This is a genomic window from Syntrophomonas curvata (assembly GCF_052976825.1).
The window spans coordinates 572,181-589,467 of sequence record NZ_CM129641.1 but is presented as its reverse complement, the minus strand read 5'-3'; the positions used below and the strand labels follow the sequence as shown (position 1 = coordinate 589,467).

Annotated in this window: 15 protein-coding genes and 1 tRNA gene; 1 reads left to right on the top strand and 15 read right to left on the bottom strand. The window is 44.2% G+C overall.

Going from position 1 to position 17,287, the window contains the following annotated elements; translation table 11 throughout:
• Nucleotides 1–119: 119 nt before the first annotated feature.
• The 13 genes from fabD to ACU70B_RS02630 all read right to left on the bottom strand — a co-directional run bounded on the left by fabD (nt 120) and on the right by ACU70B_RS02630 (nt 13,474).
• Nucleotides 120–2,543, bottom strand: coding sequence for an ACP S-malonyltransferase (fabD, locus tag ACU70B_RS02690; RefSeq protein WP_447184821.1), 2,424 nt, complete (start codon nt 2,541–2,543; stop codon nt 120–122).
• A gap of 207 nt (nt 2,544–2,750) precedes the next feature.
• The gene (locus tag ACU70B_RS02685) at nt 2,751–3,545 is read right to left on the bottom strand and encodes a 4'-phosphopantetheinyl transferase family protein (RefSeq protein WP_447184820.1); all 795 of its coding nucleotides are present in this window, start codon (nt 3,543–3,545) and stop codon (nt 2,751–2,753) included.
• Nucleotides 3,546–3,582: 37 nt separating this feature from the next.
• Nucleotides 3,583–4,341, bottom strand: a complete 759-nt coding sequence (locus tag ACU70B_RS02680) for a metallophosphoesterase family protein (RefSeq protein ID WP_447184819.1) — start codon at nt 4,339–4,341, stop codon at nt 3,583–3,585.
• Nucleotides 4,338–4,880: a transcription termination/antitermination NusG family protein gene (locus ACU70B_RS02675; protein WP_447184818.1), complete on the bottom strand. Its 543-nt coding sequence runs from the start codon at nt 4,878–4,880 to the stop codon at nt 4,338–4,340. Before ACU70B_RS02675 ends, ACU70B_RS02680 begins: the two co-directional genes overlap by 4 nt.
• Nucleotides 4,881–4,973: 93 nt before the next feature.
• The gene (locus ACU70B_RS02670; protein WP_447184817.1) at nt 4,974–5,963 is read right to left on the bottom strand and encodes an acyltransferase domain-containing protein; all 990 of its coding nucleotides are present in this window, start codon (nt 5,961–5,963) and stop codon (nt 4,974–4,976) included.
• A gap of 373 nt (nt 5,964–6,336) precedes the next feature.
• Entirely contained in the window at nt 6,337–7,281 is a 945-nt protein-coding gene (gene accA, locus ACU70B_RS02665) for a carboxyltransferase subunit alpha (RefSeq protein WP_447184816.1), read from the bottom strand.
• Nucleotides 7,282–7,482: 201 nt separating this feature from the next.
• Nucleotides 7,483–8,229, bottom strand: coding sequence for an acetyl-CoA carboxylase carboxyltransferase subunit beta (locus ACU70B_RS02660; protein ID WP_447184815.1), 747 nt, complete (start codon nt 8,227–8,229; stop codon nt 7,483–7,485).
• A 538-nt stretch (nt 8,230–8,767) separates the two neighbouring features.
• Nucleotides 8,768–8,844: transfer RNA gene (locus tag ACU70B_RS02655), tRNA-Pro, on the bottom strand.
• A 66-nt stretch (nt 8,845–8,910) separates the two neighbouring features.
• Nucleotides 8,911–11,121, bottom strand: coding sequence for a CapA family protein (locus ACU70B_RS02650; protein WP_447184814.1), 2,211 nt, complete (start codon nt 11,119–11,121; stop codon nt 8,911–8,913).
• Nucleotides 11,122–11,220: 99 nt separating this feature from the next.
• A complete protein-coding gene (locus ACU70B_RS02645; RefSeq protein WP_447184813.1) occupies nt 11,221–12,096 on the bottom strand; it encodes a C40 family peptidase in 876 nt (291 codons plus the stop codon).
• A gap of 446 nt (nt 12,097–12,542) precedes the next feature.
• Nucleotides 12,543–12,824: a hypothetical protein gene (locus ACU70B_RS02640; RefSeq protein WP_447184812.1), complete on the bottom strand. Its 282-nt coding sequence runs from the start codon at nt 12,822–12,824 to the stop codon at nt 12,543–12,545.
• Between the two features lie 12 nt (nt 12,825–12,836).
• Nucleotides 12,837–13,112, bottom strand: coding sequence for a hypothetical protein (locus ACU70B_RS02635; protein ID WP_447184811.1), 276 nt, complete (start codon nt 13,110–13,112; stop codon nt 12,837–12,839).
• A 95-nt stretch (nt 13,113–13,207) separates the two neighbouring features.
• On the bottom strand, nt 13,208–13,474 hold the full coding sequence (locus tag ACU70B_RS02630; protein ID WP_447184810.1) for a GIY-YIG nuclease family protein: 267 nt from the start codon (nt 13,472–13,474) through the stop codon (nt 13,208–13,210).
• 139 nt (nt 13,475–13,613) lie between these two features.
• Here ACU70B_RS02630 and ACU70B_RS02625 point away from each other — a divergent pair, with 139 nt between their 5' ends.
• Nucleotides 13,614–14,795, top strand: coding sequence for an HD-GYP domain-containing protein (locus ACU70B_RS02625; RefSeq protein ID WP_447184809.1), 1,182 nt, complete (start codon nt 13,614–13,616; stop codon nt 14,793–14,795).
• Nucleotides 14,796–14,824: 29 nt separating this feature from the next.
• On the opposite strand, the gene ACU70B_RS02620 is transcribed toward ACU70B_RS02625, so the two are convergent.
• Both ACU70B_RS02620 and ACU70B_RS02615 read right to left on the bottom strand, forming a co-directional pair.
• Complete coding sequence (locus ACU70B_RS02620; protein ID WP_447184808.1) at nt 14,825–15,652, bottom strand: pyruvate, water dikinase regulatory protein; 828 nt, start codon at nt 15,650–15,652, stop codon at nt 14,825–14,827.
• A gap of 204 nt (nt 15,653–15,856) precedes the next feature.
• Nucleotides 15,857–16,975, bottom strand: a complete 1,119-nt coding sequence (locus tag ACU70B_RS02615) for a S8 family peptidase (protein ID WP_447184807.1) — start codon at nt 16,973–16,975, stop codon at nt 15,857–15,859.
• Between the last annotated feature and the right edge of the window lie 312 nt (nt 16,976–17,287).

Below are 17,287 nucleotides of genomic sequence, written 5' to 3'. Positions count from 1 at the left end.
AAAAAGATAAATGGCTCTACTAAACCAAAAAGTGAAGTGGGTTATAAAGACAAGTTGCTCTATTTCAGCAAAGCAACGGTGTCTTCATAATCCCCAGTTTCATCTGCTGCCAGGATAATTTAGCTGGCTGTACAAACATATAGTTGTTTGATACGTTGATTTAGTATCTCGGCGGTCTCTTCCATAAGTTTTTTGCCGATTTCATCCACGTGCCGGTTTCTCCAATCCTCCAGATCAGTTCCCTTGACCCATTGATTAAACGCACCCAGGGCAGGCCCACATTGGATCTGGTAATCGACTTGTTGCCCCGGACTGCCTGTCAATGCTAGATTGGTAGTTCGATTAAAATACCATTTAAAAACAACTGCCATTTTTTGTTTTGGACTTCGTTCCAGTTTCTCGATTTCATCTACCGAGCAATATGTTTTGACTTCTTCAAATATTTCCTCAAAGGTCCTCTTAAAGTATCTCTCCTGGAGCATTTTTTTGGTCTTTTCATCTATATCGTCTAAGGAATCGAATTGCCGGTAAAGGTCGTATAACTTATTTGCCCTTGCCGGGAAAAATACCCCTCTCCTTAATACCTGGGCTCTGGCCCCCATCTCAAACATATCTCCCGACGGCGCATAGTCCGTGTCCTGGATATTTATCTGCTGCAGTAAATCTTTTACCGCATCACTGGTACCCGCTTCTACAGTACATTGATTGATAGAACCGGTTAATATAAAGTCGGCTCCCAGAATAAAAGCTGCTGCAGCCGCTTCAGGAGTACCAATCCCACCAGCTGCTCCGATTCTTATCTTTTTTGGATATTTATACTCTTTTACTATTTCGTCCCTTAGTTTTATCATGGTCGGCATCATAGCATATGCTACCCCTGCATCAGTGGGCCCCCCGGAATCAGCTTCCGCACACAGATCGTCAGCCATTGGTATTTCCATGAGCAAATCAGCTTGCTCCCTGGTAATCTTGTTCTCCATTACCATTTTTTCAGTAAGGCTTTTAGGCGCTGGACTTAGGAAAGATTCTGCAACTTCAGGCCGCGATATCTTAGCAATTATATGGTTATCCGTTGAAACTGTACCGTCAGGATTACGCCTGATGCCTTGCGCACGATATTTGATTAATGCATAAGTGATATTCATAAATGCCGCTGCCTCAATATTCCTTACCCCGCATTTTATTAAAAGATCTATCACTTGCTCTTCAGCTTTTGGTTTGGTAGGATTATGAAGAAAATTTATACCATAGGGTTGCCTATCCGTCAGTTCCTTTTGTATATATATAATGGCAGCCTCTATTTCATGGATATCCAGCCCACCTGTGCCGAAGAATCCCATCATTCCTGCTTTCCCCATTCTGGCTACCATTTCTTTCGATGCTATTCCCCTGTACATTCCGCCAGTCAGATACGCATACTTGAGATTATAATCCCGCTTAAAACCATCATCACCCAAATAGGTAGCTGTGATCCTCCGGATAGTATCCGGTTTGGAGCCATGCTGTTGACGCGATCGCTCTTCCCGCATCATTTCCTGTTTTTCGTTATCCTGCCGCCTGAAGCACTGCTCCCCGATATCTTTTCCTTTTACTCCCCGCAATCCCGAGTCGGGTGGTTTCGAATCCCTTTTGATTGGTACGGGGCCTACGCCCGTTTTATGCCCATTGCTGCTTTCATCCTCTTTGATCACCAGGGGTTCTGTTTGCTGACGTATCTGCTGGATCAGCTTAGTAAGCACATTTCCAGGCCCGATCTCTACATACTCAGCTACCCCAAGTCTCATTAAATACCTAATACTTTCCGTCCAATTTACCGGGTTGGTCATTTGGTCCGCCAGAACCTGCTTTATAATCTTCCTTTTGTAGGGTCGTGCGGATACATTTGATATGACCGGTATTGCTATTTCTGCAAATTTAAATTGGTCCAGATATGCGGCAAAGGTTTGCTTAGCCTGGGTCATATACTGGGAATGGAATGCACCACTCACATTTAGGGGAATGAACATTGCATCCGGAATATCAAAAAAGTCGGCAATACCATCAATGTCTGCAATACGGCCTGATATCACGAACTGCTTCGGACTGTTATAATTGGCGATTTTTACATTGGCAAAACCACTCTTCCTTAAGATTTCTTCAACTATTGACTCATTCAATCCGATGACGGCAGCCATACCTCCGCCGGTTGCCTGGCCCATCAATTCTCCTCTCTTTTTTACAAGCCTTAAGCCTGTTTCAAAATCAAAAACGCCGGCAGCAAATAGCGCACTGTATTCCCCCAGACTATGCCCCGCTACATAATCCGGTTTCCTGCCCACTATTTTTATTGCCTCCAGATAAGTGAGTACGTTGATAGTGTATAAGGCGGGCTGAGTGAATTGTGTCTGCCCCAACTGTCTTTTGGGATCGATCAGACACAACTCTTCGAGGGAGTAACCCAGTATCTTGTCAGCTTTTCCGATTATATCCGGATACTTATCGAACAGATCTTGCCCCATACCTTTTACCTGGGACCCCTGACCGGGAAAAACATATGCGATCATTCCTTACTTCCTCCTTATTTTTACTCTTGTACCGGTCCGAAAAATAATAATCAGGTTCTGCGCTGGATATCAGCGTAACCTGAGCCGTAAGGGTCACCGACCGATGAACAGCATAAAAGGCTGTTCGCCGGCCAGAGTGCTATTAAATTCATATACTATGGAATAATCTATTGCTAAGTGCCGGCAGGAGGCTTTTGAGCAAAATAATCAAAGCAGATACATGAATTTTTTCTTCAAATATTGGATATCCAAATCCATTTCGGTATTCTTGGGATAAACAATGGTGTTGATATAATTGCCCAAATTAAATGATATCCCCTGGTATTGACCAAAGTTTTGGAAAGTGAGCGCGATACTGTTGTGCTTTTTCTGAAGCATATCTATTTCAAAAACATGAAATGGAGTCATAAGACCGGTTTTCAAGACCTTGGATAATGCTTCTTTAGCGGTCCATAATAGAGTGAGCATAGTTATGTAAGGATCGGGAAACGACTTGACCAAATCTATTTCGTTTGCGGTCATTTGGCTTTCCATTGCATCGACCTTATTGGTATCGACCCTTTCTATATCGATGCCCATTAGCAGTTCTTCAGGGAAGGCAACGGCGGCTCCAATGTCGTCACAGTGGCTGATGCTGACCTGTACATTTTTATAATGATTATTTATGAAGATGGGCTGAGTAAAGCAGCCGGGTTTTATAAATATGTTTTGGGGGTTGTGTATCCCGACAAAGGAAAACACCGCCTGCTTTGCCGAATACCGCCCCAACAAATAGCTTTTCTTTCTTTTTTCAGCTACCAGCGTTTCATAATAATTGAGTTCCAACGGATGCAGGTGCTGCAGTACTTCCATATAATCTGGTACTTGAGCAGGAAAATGGCAGATACATATACCGGCTTTGAAGGTCTCTTCAGGGCCCTTCACCTGTAACCTGCCGCTATATATTTCCTGCATGGTAAGATTCCTGTAGTTTTCAAAGTAATTCGACCGATTAACCGACATATATTCTTTCCTTCTCTATAATTCAATTACTATAATTTCATATTTCTAAAATGCACTCCAATTCTTTGGATGCAATGTGGGCTTCATAGGGGTATCCAAAGGCATTGTTGATATAGACTGTGCCGTCCTTACGGAACCGGTCATTGATATGACTATGTCCATAAATATGAATATCGGAGCCCAATTGGCGGATCTGCCTCTCAATCAAGGAGCTGCCCAGCACTGGATACAGGTATTGTTTATAATGAGGCATATTCACAGGCAGTAGGTCGATTCGCGGGACAAAATGTGAAAAAGAAATGACGAAATCATTATTGAGGCCAATATGTGGTTCATTTTTATCCGTGAAATAGCTGGTTATACTGCTTTCATTGAATCCCTCGGGCCACTTGCAGGCATAATAATCCATCCATATATCCAGCATTCTACTGGAAGGCAAACCAAAGGAATAATCGTACCATCCTAAAAGGGGAACTATCAAAAGTGAATCATAATTAAACGGCTCCACAATAATACCAATGTTTTCGGCTATGGTCCGAATCCGCTGCCACTTCATCAATGAATTTAACCCGGTGTCGTAACGCACCCATAGATCATGGTTTCCCGGAACATATAACAATTGGAAAAAACATTCCCGTAAATGCTCCAAAACCTTTTGCAACAGTGTGATATTATCCGTTACGTCTCCTGCTAGAATAAGAATATCCTTTTGGAAGTCACTCTTTGATACGCTGTTAAAAAAACGCAGGTTTTCTTCATAATCTACGTGGATGTCTGAACAAGCAAAGATTCTCAACCATTACCGCCTGACTGCAAGCCATATCGATTATATTGAGTTTCCAAAAATACTCCTTCCAACTCCACTCGCTTTTCTTCTCCATTGATGATAACTTTTATGGTTATCCTTCTATTTCTGTTGGGGTGCTTCTCAACGATCCCTTCCAATCCAACCAGCGGACCGCTTATTATTTTGACTTTATCCCCTGCTTTTATAAGCTCACTCTTTTCAATAATGTCTCCATTTGACATTAAACGTTTGATCAAATGCTGCTCTTCCCTGACAAGGGGAATAATTGATTTATCCATCTTTACAAACCAGATATCGACATTATAGTTCCGCATCCAATGGTCCAATTCTAAAACTCGTTTATCATTGGCAGATACAAATAGATATCCAATGAACAACGGTTTGATAACTTCAAGGAGAACACCATTTTTACGCCAGCTTAACCTGCGTTTAGGCAGGATAAACTGGATATCTTTAAAGTAATTTTGCAGCAACAATAGCGATTTTTCTTCTTGTCCAGCAATCGTCCTTAATACGTACCAATTCAAAATAATCACCTGTTTCGCATACAATCTTTGCAGTAGACATCAGGTTCCTTTTCCCTGTCTCTAGTCGTCCTTAACCGGCCCGCTACTTGATTCTTAGAAACCAAACGCTCTCTCTTTTATTATTTCACGTCGGAAGGAATCAAGAACTTTATTAAAGTTTTTCAAATCATAATTGAACATCGTCATTATCGGATATACTTCAGATTTTGAATACGGCTGCAAGTTACGTTTGGCGAAATTGGCCAGAGTCCCTCCTGGTCCCAGATCCACATAAACCAGTTGATTATTATTTTTGATTTCGGTTTTTTCAATGGTCTCGGAAAATCGTATGGGCTCCCTGCATATATCCCAAAAGAATCTATCTGGCAACCGCGTTCTAATTTCGCCATCTATGCAGGATATCAGCGGTACAGCGGAAGCCTTGCGTGATATACCTGCAGTATAGTTCCGGTTCACCGGATCTGCCGGGTCTATCAGGGAAGAATGGAAACCGTAAGTTACCGGTAGCTCCTGGTATATGACGGACATGTCATCCAGGAAGTCTGCAATGACTTTTGATTTGTCTTTTCTACAGGCGACAACGATATGAGTGTCAAAATTCAAAGCAGCCAGTTCCGAGTTATTGTAAAGCACGGGGGTGTTTTCAAAAAAGGAGGCATCTTCTAATACAGCTATCATAGCCCCCCTCTCACATGTGGATTCGATATACTTTGCATTGGTTATTATCGTTTCCAATGCATCTTCTGGGCTTATGATACCTGCAACTGCAGCAGATGCCATTTCACCCACACTGGTTCCCAAAACATAATCAGGAGTTATTCCATAATCGATCAAAACTTGCGCCATAGTATATTCGGCCATAAAGATCGCAGGGCTTGTGTATAACAATTGGTCAAAAAGATCGAACATGTCCCTTTCTGCGTTATATACCTCACTTATTATGGAATATCCGTTTATCTCTTCAGCGATTTCATCCAGCTTATTCATCCATGCATTGAACGAATTGATGTTTTCATACAATTCTTTGCCCATATGATAGTATTGGGAACCAAGTCCTGGAAACATAAAGACTGTTTTTTTCATAAAAATACACCCCTTAATCATTATTTGTTATAATAATATTTTTCAAGCTGTTTTCTCCTGGGTCTATAATTGGCTGGTTGCGAAAGTGCAATAAGGTTCCCATTGAAACACGAAAATGTTCCAATTAAGTGAAGAATATATCGATTTCCTGCTATTCTGCGCGCCTCCGCTACAGAATCGTCCGGAAGTCTTTTTCGAATTGTCGTTTTTCTAATATTCGAGGAGATGTTAATTATATTAAACCATATACCGTTTTTTGTAAATATATTGTTTATATGTTATTTTTTTCTTATTGAGAGGTTTCAGTGTATTCGGTAAGATGCACACTTGTTGTAAAATGCGTTTGCGAATAAATATTTTTAATACTGAAAAGTCAGCTTTCAATATAAACTCCGATTCGTCTCAGCTTTGCATAACGTTCTTCCATCAGATCTTCTATATCCCGGCTTAATAATTCATCATAGTGTTTCTGAAGTGATTTCCTGACTCTTAATACTGTCAGGTCAAAATCACGGTTGGCTCCACCAATAGGTTCATCAATTACCTCTGATACCAGCCCCAGGTCATAAAGATCAGCGCTGGTTATCTTCATGGCTGAAACCACCTCTTCAGCTCGGCCAACATCCTTCAAAAGTATAGATGCACATACCTCTGGAGATGCTATAGAAAACATAGCATTGGACAACATCAGCAAACGGTCTGAGATAGCCAGTGCAAGTGCTCCTCCACTGCCCCCTTCTCCGGTAAACAAGGATATGACTGGCACTTTCAACGTACACATAGTGCTAATTACCTGAGATATGGCCCAGGCCTGGCCTCTTTCTTCCGCCGCTCTCCCTGAATGAGCTCCCGGGGTATCGATCAATGTCAACACCGGCCGGTGGAATTTCGCCGCCTGCAATAACAGCCTGTTAATTTTCCGGAACCCCTCCGGGTGAGACATACCAAAATTGTTTTTGATGTTATCCTCGGTACTCTTCCCCTTTCTATAACCCAGGATAGTGATAGGCATGGCGTTGAACTTTCCAATACCGCCTATCACGGCGGAATCATCACCGAAACACCGGTCACCATGCAATTCTATCCATTCTTCGCAGATAGCTTTTATGTAATCCTCTGCTCTGGGTCGCAAAATATCTCGATTCATCAATACCCTCTGCCAGACAGTCGGGGTTTGGTATTCATCTATTTTCTGTTGGATCAGATCGGCTTCATATGACAAATCAACTCCCATGTTCCTGGCCAGGAGTATCAATTTCTCCAATTTTGAATGTTGATGATCATTAATATTTTCATTTTTAGTTCTTGGCCTCTCCATACTTGTTGACCATTCCTTTCGATTATGCTTCAGCATAGGAATTGAGAAGGCTGAAAACGCTTAAAGAAACGGGCCTGTGACCAATCAAACACGCAGATTTATTTCTGCATTATCATAACTCAGTTTTAGCTTGCATTTCCAAAAGTCCAGCCAGGAATACTGATCCCTGTGTTTTCGGATGGTTGATATTAATCTTAATCTCTAATGTAATCTGAGTAACCGGATCAATGTGTCACGCATTTGAGGATTGTCCACGACGATATCAACCATACCATGCTCCAGCAGTGATTCAGATCTTTGGATATCATCATGGGATTGCTGACCGATGGCAGTCTGCATCACTTTAGGGCCAGTAAACCCAATCAGTGCACCAGATTCAGCAATAATTATATCTGCTTGAGATGCAAAACTTGCCAGGACTCCACCAGTAGTCGGATTTGTCATAATGCAAACAAACAGCAGCCCAGCATGGTGGAGCCGAGACAGTGCACTGGTTGTCTTAGCCATTTGCATGAGGGATATTATCCCTTCCTGCATACGGGCGCCTCCCGAACAGGCACTGATTATTAAGGGATGTTTATTTATAACGGCACGCTCTATTGCCCTGCACACCTTTTCTCCAACTACAGAACCCATGCTGGCCATCATGAATTTTGATTCCATAACCCCAAGTTCAACCGGAATTCCTCCAATCCTTGCGTTTCCAGTGACTATTGCTTCTGTGATACTAGAATCATGCGCGGCTTTCGTTATTTTAGCCTCGTAATCGGGAAAGGCAAGAGGATTGCATGAAGACAAATGGGAATCATGTTCCTGAAAAGAGTTCTCGTCAACCAGAAGTTCGATGCGTTCCCGCCACCGTAATGATTTTTGGGGAATGCTTATTATAGTTTTTTCCTTGCTTATGTACTGTTTGGCATGATCAAGATCGTATGAGGGCCTGCTCATAAGGTTTTTATCCTCTCTTTTTTACTTTATTGTATAAATTATCCAACTATAATATTATTTTACATGCTCTCTATTATCTTGTAAACATGAATATTAATCTGCTCCCCAATCACTTGTTAGGAGCAAGGGTCCTAATTCATGTCCGCGCCGTGCTGTAATGGCCGGTTGAATATTGCTGGTGGCCGCAAAAGATTTTGTTTTATAGCGACGGGGAAAGAAAGGTATTAGTAATTCGCAAGCTTAAATATATGGATGGCAAACTTACACATAATCGATTTCCAGACCTGCTTTTTTGTTATCCCAAAGAAACATCGGTATTGCAGGCCGGGCATGGAAAAAGCTTAGGAGAAGGCTTCCAGAGTGAAGCTGGGTCCTAAATCAGGTTCTTGCAACTGAGGAGTTCCAATCCCGAGTTAAGCTATTTCTGGATAAGCAATAACTCGCCTTATCATATCCAACTAGGCAATAATAAACCCTTGCCTGTTTTTGAGACAGCGCAAGGGCCGGTAAATTCGATATATCGTTTAGTACATTAAAATGGTCGGGATGACAGGATTTGAACCTGCGGCCTCCTGGTCCCGAACCAGGCGCTCTACCAAGCTGAGCCACATCCCGACACGCAAGAAATATTGTACCTTATAGTCAGAATAAATTCAAGCCCACCCGGACATATCTAAAAATCTATTCTGCCTGCAGCCCTACCCTTTGCAATACTCTCCGGGCATCTTCACCTTCAAGAACCGTGGGGCAGAAGTTGTTGTGGTTGCTGACCGAGGATACCGAACAAGGAATGATTTTAGCTTCGGACGACCCCGCCAATTTATTATCATCGGTAAATATGAAGGTCTGCTGGTATATAAAAGTATCCTTGTCGCGCGGGTTATGGTTTCCCCCGAAACAGAAGTTAGCCAGACTATATACTATATATTTGCCATTATATTTTTCAACCGGTTGGATTACGTGCGGGTGGTGCCCCAGCACCAAGTCAGCTCCGTTATCAATAACGAAGTGTCCCAAAGCCGATTGCTGTTTACTGGTATGAGGCGAACCTTCGATACCCCAATGGAAGCTGACTATAACCAAATCACAGTTCTGCTTCATCGCTAAAATGTCATCCGCAATCTGTTTCTGCAGACCTCCGATGTTGATACCTTCCTCTAGTCGCCCCAATACGTTGTATCCCAGCATACCGATCTCAAGCCCGTTTACGGAGGCAATTGCCTTTTTGTCATAGCCAAAGAACACAATTCCTGCTTTATTCAAATTACTCATCGTATCCTGGTAACCCTGCAGCAGGTAATCAAAAGAATGATTATTGGCTATGTTGACCGCCTCAATACTGCCTTGCTTTAAGATTTCGGTATACGAAGGGTCTCCTTTAAAGAAATAGGCAACCCCCTGATGTCCTTTATCCGCCTTTCTATCGGCCCGGGTCAAGGTGGTTTCAAGGTTGGCTATGGTGAGGTCGTCGTTCTCAAGAACACTCCTGACCTTGCTGAAGAAATAAGCATAATCATTCCCCACCGCCTTAAGGGTAGCATCAAATCTTCCCACATAAGGAAAACTGGAATCGGTCCCTATGGTACAATCACCGATTGCACTTATTATTATCTGCCGCTGTCCCGTCCCGAAGCTTCCAGGTTCTCCCTTTACTGCAGGGGGCAGGTTTAACGCCTGCTGAAGCTTCATAAGAACTATGATTCCGTGGATGCGCTCGGCATTTTTTTGCCAGTTGTAATTACCTTCGCTGTCACCTTTCACCAATCCGGCGATTATGGCTACCCGGGCTTGAGGATCGCTAACTCCGGCAACCTCCCGGCTTTCCGCCTGGTAGTTGTTAACTTGCAGCGCACTTCCCAGCCATCGGGTCATTTCCTCCCGCTTAATATACTGGTTCCAATCCCGGCCGCTGGCTTCAGTCATTATCCCGGCCCTGATCAAGGCCGAAATATAGGGCCGATACCAGTCGCCGCTATCATCCTTTTCTATCTTGAGATTCAGAACCCGCGCCAGCATTACTGCAAATTCCGACCGGCTCATATAGCGGCTCAGACCTAGATAGCGCTTTGCCCCCTTGCCGTATCCCTGAATCAGTCCCTGCTTTATGGCTTCGTCCACCAGACGGCGGCTGTCGTCATCTCCAGAAAGCCATGTTGGCTGATAGTTGCCGGCCTGCCAATCTGCAAATGCCGGTGAATTATCCTTCTTGATGGGCGGTGCTTCCACCACCCCGTAGAGGCTTTTCTCGCTGTCATCAAAATGCCACCATTCAGTAGCAATGGTGGCAAAACCATTCCGAGTCATGACCTCTTCGAGCATTTTGGCATTAGCGGCAGCAGTCTGACTAACATCCTGATAGCTGCGGTCAGCCCGACCGCCAAAATCGTCAAACGTACTGGGCATTTCGATTTCCTGCCCATTCTGACCCACCAGGGTGACATCCACGGCACATCCCCGGGTATGATTGGAATAACCTTTATACGGGTTGGCAACATAACGAGGGTCCGGGCAAATTTCCCATAATTTGAACTGGGCCCGGGGCGGCCGGTAAGCATCCCAGATTTTAAGGCAGTAGCCCCGGCTTTGAAATTCTTCCTGGGCATTTTTAAGTTTATCGGCGGTACCTTGCCTCAAGTAAGCCGTTGCATCATCATATATTGTCTGGCCATACACATTATTATCGCCGGCATAGCGCATGTCTATTTTTATGCCGGGAATATATTTATCAGCTATTACCAGATCGGTCTTCTTAACTGCAACCGGCACAGCATTATGGCTGACCTTAACCTGGTTCAGGGCGGGTATCTCCTTACCGCTGGAATGGGCATAGCTATTATTTAAAGATGCTATTATAAAAAAACTTGCGAGCACAAAAACGGCTATCGCAAGCATTATACACGCCTTGCTTGAATTTTTGGAGTTTTTAATCATAATCCCATATCATCTCCTGATGATAATATCCTTATTACTGTAGATATTTTTTTATGCGCTTTATTCCGGCAGAATACGCTTAGCCCCGGCATAATACTGGAAGTAGTAAGAAGCGTCAAGGGAAGAATAGGTAACACCCCAGGACTTTCCTGAGCTTGAGTGAATAAACTGGTTATTGCCGGCGAAAATACCTACATGGTTGATACAGGAAGCTCCCGGCCCTTTAAAAAACACCAGGTCGCCTTCCCGCAAATTGGACTTATCCACAGCTACTCCTTCACCATATATGGAATCCGCAGTGCGGGGCAGACTATAGCCATACTGCTTAAATATATAGCCGACAAAGCCGGAACAATCAAAACCGGATGGGCTGGAACCACCATAACGGTATGGAGTCCCCAAATATTTGGCTCCTAATTGGCATACACTTGCTCCCGGGCTTAACTCACTATCAGCTACTTCCGGCTCAACCGGCGGCGGGGCAACTACAGGCTTGGGAGAAATAGCTCGCGATGGGGTTGCTGCGGTTGCCGGACGTCCGGTCACATAGATCCTATCCCCCACATCCAGCCGATCTGAGGAAAGGTTATTGCGGCTCATTAATTGCTCGACCGTCATATTAAAATTGCGGGCAATAGTCCACAGGTTGTCACCGCTGCGCACAATATACACATTATCGGCATCCGCTGCTGCTTGGGATTTCTCCGGCTTTGTTGGTACGGAAGAATTAATCGTGAGTTTCATGCCAATCTGCAGCCGGTCTGAAGCCAAGCGATTGCTTTGCTGGAGGCTATCAACGCTGACACCGTATCGGTTGGCAATATCCCACAGGGTATCGCCTTCTTTGACTATGTGATTCTGTACCGCATGGGCTGCACCCACTTGCACAAGAACCAGCAATAAAGTCAACCAGAGTATATGTAAGTATTTTTTCATTACACGACACGCCTCTCCCAAATTAAAATTTTATGTTCTCTTAATCAACCGGTGCTTTTGGCATAATTCGGAGCCAAAACGGAGATTAAGGCATTAGCTTTAAGTCGAAACCTGGTTAAAGGAAATGGATAAACAGGAATTTATAATATATAATGCTATATAATGTTCGTTTGCCAGGCAGCATTTTCCTGCTTTTCGATAAAATATGTTAATAGCGGTTATGTTTTTACATTTTACGACTTAACTACAGGTTATAGCCACTTATTTCTATTGCGGCCTGTCTTTAACCTGGCCGGGAAATTGGCTGACAGTGCACAAAAGAGCATAACAAAAAGCCTCCGGGAGTCAATACTTGGATTCCCAGAGGCTTTCAACTTTCAAGCGAATCGTTCCTATTTTATTGCGATACCGGCATCACGAAGCCAGATGGTGAAGTCATTCAAACCTTACAAACCCGGTGCTCCATTATTATATAAATCCCGAATCTGCTCCACTCTGTCTGACCAGTACATGATTTTGCGCATAGCGTCATCTTCGAGAGCCGATTCCACTTTTACCACCTCGTTGTCGTTTATCTGAATGCCAATGACGTAATAACCGTTTTCATCAGAGCGAAGCAGCAAACCTGGTATACGGTCTTTTTCGAGCAGTCCAATCTTAAATTCATCCATACTCATGATGGGGGTTTCATATTTCTCTGCTGATTTAATCCGGGTAAGATTGCTCATCAACACCCCTCCTTAAAACTTGCTATAGTTGTGCAGTTCGCCACTTGAACCATGTTTTCTCTGTATTTCCCGTATCTGGGGGACCCAGTTGCGAAGTTTATCTTCCACCTCGTCTTCCCGGGCCTGGTCGACCACCATTATCCGCTCCTCGTCCAGTTGTACTCCCAGGTTGTAGCATCGTTGTTTCCGGTCGGAACCTACTATCAACCCCTCATACTCTTCTTTGGCATAAAGTCCTTGTTCCAGAAATTGTTTTTTAGAAATGATATCTCCTTTTTTTACTTCCATAAGCTTACAACTCCTTTGCCGTCTTTAAGCTTATTTTGGCCCTCCATGCAGTACTTTATGTAAGCCTGTTGCGTTCGCCCTGGCTCCGTTCTCGCTTATTGGGAGTTGTCAGCCGTTTTATTATAGCTTGCAATAAGTGCCTGCTTTTGTTTGCGGGTTAAGGCTTTAATCTCCCGCTCCCGTTTCAGGGCTTCACTTTTACTTGAGCATTGTTCAGTATAGACACATTTTACTGGTAAGCGGCTGCGGGTATATTTGCTGGCTATGCCGGCATTATGGTTCTCCACTCTTTTTTCTATATTAACGGTGTAGCCTGTATACAAGGTATTGTCACCGCATTGCAAAATATAAACATAAAACATTTTTAACCTCCAGACCCATGCGCAGGTTTAGCCAATCCCGAACCATTTTTTCGGGAATATTATCCCTCTTAGGGAAACAAAAGAAAACACATTCCATAAAATACATTACAGTACAGGTAATAAAAGGAGTGATTTCCAAATGTTAAAATTGCACCTGTCGTCTGTTTGGGGCAGATTGGTTAAAGCGCTGGGTATATGCAAAAACACTGTTTCCGTCTATCAATATAAATATTATGATGAGCTCACCGGACTGCCCAATCGACACTATCTCCATGAATTAATAATTCATCTGACCCTTACTACCCGTACCCGGCTGACCCTGGCACTAATTGAGCTTAAGCCCACTTATTCAGGTGAAAATCAGGGTTTTCTGACCCATGATTTAGTGATCAAGCAAGCAGTCGAGATACTGAAAAAAAATATCTTCGATAAAAATATCATCATCAGCCGGTATGATGCCTGCAGGATTGCGGTGCTTTTTACCGGTATGAGCAAAAAAGTAACCACTTCCCGGATAGTTGATATGATAAGCAAACTGGGAGACATCGCCCTGCCCGGGGATGAAAACCGGAGGCTGGAGCCATATGCAGGCATTGCTTCCTACCCGGAGCCGGCCCATGATGCCAGGCAACTGGTTTCTATGGCGGAAATGGAGTTACACGATATTAGAGAATATAATTACAGCAATGTGAGTAGATTTAAAGATGTTTTTGCAACCCTCCGAACCATGGATAAAACCGAGGAAGAGTTTCTCCTTATTGCATGTACCCTGCTCAAAATAATCAACCTGGTCGACCATTACACCTATGCCCACAGTCTTCGAGTTTCCACTTACTGTGATCTGCTGGCTGCAAAGCTGGCTCTTTCTCCTGCAGACAGAAAAAATCTGTATTTCGCGGCTCTGTTGCACGATGTCGGGAAGCTAGGAGTGGCTAAAGAAATTCTCTGCAAACAGGATTCGCTCACTGACCATGAATGGGAGGCAGTCAAAAAACATCCCTTGCTCAGTGCTGAAATGCTGCAACAGTCCGGGCACTTTCCTCACCTTATACCAGTGCTCCGCCATCACCATGAGAACTACGATGGCACCGGTTATCCAGACGGGCTGGCCGGTGACCTGATACCTTTGGCATCAAGATTGCTAAGTATTGCTGACAGCTATGACGCCATAACCACCAATCGCCCCTACCGCCCCGCCCGCAAACCGGAAGAGGCTCTTCAGGAGCTCCGGGCGTTTGCCGGCAGACAATTTGACCCGCTTTTTGTACCCATCTTCTGTAATGCTATAATAGAGAACCACATAGAAAAACAGGGGAGTTAGCTCCCCTGTTACCATCTGTAATATGTGTGTTAAAAGCGGTGATGAGTGACCCGCAAGGGCAGGTTGAACTTATGAGTAATGGTGTTGCCTATTTCTTCTATATCCGCCAAAGTAACATCTATTACCAGACATTTCAGCCTGGCATAAATGCGATAGGCATTGTCCAGCTCTTCAGCCACCATTTCATCCAGGCTCTCAATGCTTTCTGGAATCCGGAAGCTTCTGAGCCTTTCTTTGCGTAATTCCATAAGTGTATCTATATCACAGGTCAATCCTACCATGGGGATTTTACCTTTTAGCTCCATAATTTCCTCGGGTATCTGGGTATCAAGGGCAATGGGATAATTGGCTACCTTTATCCCCAGATTGGCCAGGTGCATGGACAGGGGAGTTTTTGAAGTCCGGGGAAGCCCCAGAATAATCAAATCGGATTCGCCTATAGTCTCCAGATTCTGGCCATTGTCATGTTCAATGGTGTACTCAATTGCCTTCATGCGATTAAAGTACTGGTCATCCATTGTATGCGTCAAGCCGGTAATATATTCAGGTTTTAAGCCGGTTTTGGCCTGGATAGCCGCGAAAAGCGGCGACATGACATTAACCGCAATAACATTATTCTCCTGAGCTTTTTTATCCAAGAAACGGGACAATTCTGGAATAACAATGGTATAGATAATCAAGGCATCTTCTTCAACCGCCTGTTCTATAATCTTAACCACCTGTTCTTCCTTGGTTACCCGGGAGAAACGAGTTATGCTCCGCTCCATTTTAAATTGTAAAACAGAAGCCACCGCAATTTTTTCAGCAGTCTCACCTACAGAGTCTGACACAGCAAAGATGTGTAGTTTGTCAGCCATAAACTCATCCCCCTTCATTAAGGTCAGTACTAACTACCATCCGACTATATACTTGTTCTACAATCTTCAATGAATTTCCTTTTTTTTGACTTGGTAATTTTAGTTCGGTCTATAAAACACCGTAACCAGGATCGGGTGCCGCCCCTGCATCTCTTATTCCGCTGCACTCTGCTAGAACCCCGACGCCCTGGTAGGGAAAAAGCTTCAGTTCCAGATGTCTATTTGCCCTCCGGTATTATCGGGGCTGGTGTCGGCTGGTAGTGCTGTGCTGTCGCAGCTTAACAGATTGCAGAGCTCTTGCATGGAGGCCGAGGCAGAACTATCATGCCATGCAGGTTCTTCCTGCAAGTGGTATTCCCTGCCGTTGACGAAATATCTGCGGCTTCCCGGGATAAGCCTTATTGCCTTGCCCCCATCAATATTAAAGCTGAACAAACCAAAGCCATATAGATTATCAAACCCTATCTTACCCAGATCTATGGCTTGGTAATGGAGAAGGTCTTTTAAATATTCCGGAGCAGGGTATTTTTTAAAACGCATAAAGTAGCGGGAGTATATAAGGGCCACTGCACCAGATATATGCGGGGACGCCATAGAGGTGCCGGACAGTTTGACATATTGATTATCGGGGTAAGTGGAGTAGGTCTCTACCCCTGGTGCCACAATATCGATCCTGTCATTGGAATTGCTGAAGTTTGCTGCCCGGGTATTGAGCTCTACCGCTCCTACGGCCAAACATTCGGTATAATAAGCCGGGTAGGATATTTCCTCGGTGTAATCCTTGCCGTCGCCTGAGTTACCTGCCGCGCATACCACTGTAATACCCTCCTGAGCGACTTTAACCAGTTCCCGGTGCATGGCATTGTTAGGCAACGGGCCGCCGAGGCTCATGTTGATGACATTGACCCGCTCCCCCTTCTTGCCTTCCCACTGGCGTGCCCAGGCAATACCCTGGATTATATCACTATAACTCCCCTGCCCATTCTTGTTGAGAACCTTTACTGCCAATATTCCGGCATCCGGAGCCATACCCAGGATTTGGCCCCGGGCCGCGATGGTGCCGGCCACATGAGTCCCATGGCCATTGTAATCCATATAGTCCGGCTCCGCTGCCACAAAACTCCTGCCTCCTATTATATTAGGAGCCAAGTCATGATGCTTATAGTCAACTCCGGTGTCAATTACCGCAACTACTGCCCCTTCTCCCCGGGTAGTCGGCCACATTCGCCGCGCTGCCATGAGCGAAACCCCCGGAGGCGACCAGGGCTCGGTGGACAGGGTATGGGCATAAACCCCTCCTATTTTCGGTTTAAAAATACGCATTATCTTCACCTCTCCCTGCTCTATAGTAAGCAAGTAGAGGTAATAAGTTGCCAGTAACGGATAAGGGTCATAGAATGGTATAGAGGCCAAAAGCGCGGGATTAATAAATATTTTCTTAATACGGCATATAAATATGTAAAAAGATTAGCTTGACTGGAAAATACATGATAATATTAGGTCAAGCAAGACTTCCGAGGTGATATCATGGATGAAGGAACTATTTTTGTTCTGATATTGGGTTTATGCTTGGGTATAGGGCTGGTAGCCACTATTATAGGTGTTTTCCTTTTTAACGGATTTCACTGGTGGGAT

Excerpts from the sequence above, each read along its gene's own strand:
- ACU70B_RS02615 (WP_447184807.1), bottom strand. The coding sequence starts at position 16,975 with ATGCGTATTTTTAAACCGAAAATAGGAGGGGTTTATGCCCATACCCTG.
- ACU70B_RS02650 (WP_447184814.1), bottom strand. The coding sequence starts at position 11,121 with ATGCTTGCGATAGCCGTTTTTGTGCTCGCAAGTTTTTTTATAATAGCA.
- ACU70B_RS02625 (WP_447184809.1), top strand. The coding sequence starts at position 13,614 with ATGTTAAAATTGCACCTGTCGTCTGTTTGGGGCAGATTGGTTAAAGCG.
- ACU70B_RS02640 (WP_447184812.1), bottom strand. The coding sequence starts at position 12,824 with ATGAGCAATCTTACCCGGATTAAATCAGCAGAGAAATATGAAACCCCC.
- ACU70B_RS02645 (WP_447184813.1), bottom strand. The coding sequence starts at position 12,096 with ATGAAAAAATACTTACATATACTCTGGTTGACTTTATTGCTGGTTCTT.
- ACU70B_RS02620 (WP_447184808.1), bottom strand. The coding sequence starts at position 15,652 with ATGGCTGACAAACTACACATCTTTGCTGTGTCAGACTCTGTAGGTGAG.
- ACU70B_RS02660 (WP_447184815.1), bottom strand. The coding sequence starts at position 8,229 with ATGAGCAGGCCCTCATACGATCTTGATCATGCCAAACAGTACATAAGC.
- ACU70B_RS02670 (WP_447184817.1), bottom strand. The coding sequence starts at position 5,963 with ATGAAAAAAACAGTCTTTATGTTTCCAGGACTTGGTTCCCAATACTAT.
- fabD (WP_447184821.1), bottom strand. The coding sequence starts at position 2,543 with ATGATCGCATATGTTTTTCCCGGTCAGGGGTCCCAGGTAAAAGGTATG.
- ACU70B_RS02635 (WP_447184811.1), bottom strand. The coding sequence starts at position 13,112 with ATGGAAGTAAAAAAAGGAGATATCATTTCTAAAAAACAATTTCTGGAA.
- ACU70B_RS02630 (WP_447184810.1), bottom strand. The coding sequence starts at position 13,474 with ATGTTTTATGTTTATATTTTGCAATGCGGTGACAATACCTTGTATACA.
- ACU70B_RS02685 (WP_447184820.1), bottom strand. The coding sequence starts at position 3,545 with ATGTCGGTTAATCGGTCGAATTACTTTGAAAACTACAGGAATCTTACC.
- accA (WP_447184816.1), bottom strand. The coding sequence starts at position 7,281 with ATGGAGAGGCCAAGAACTAAAAATGAAAATATTAATGATCATCAACAT.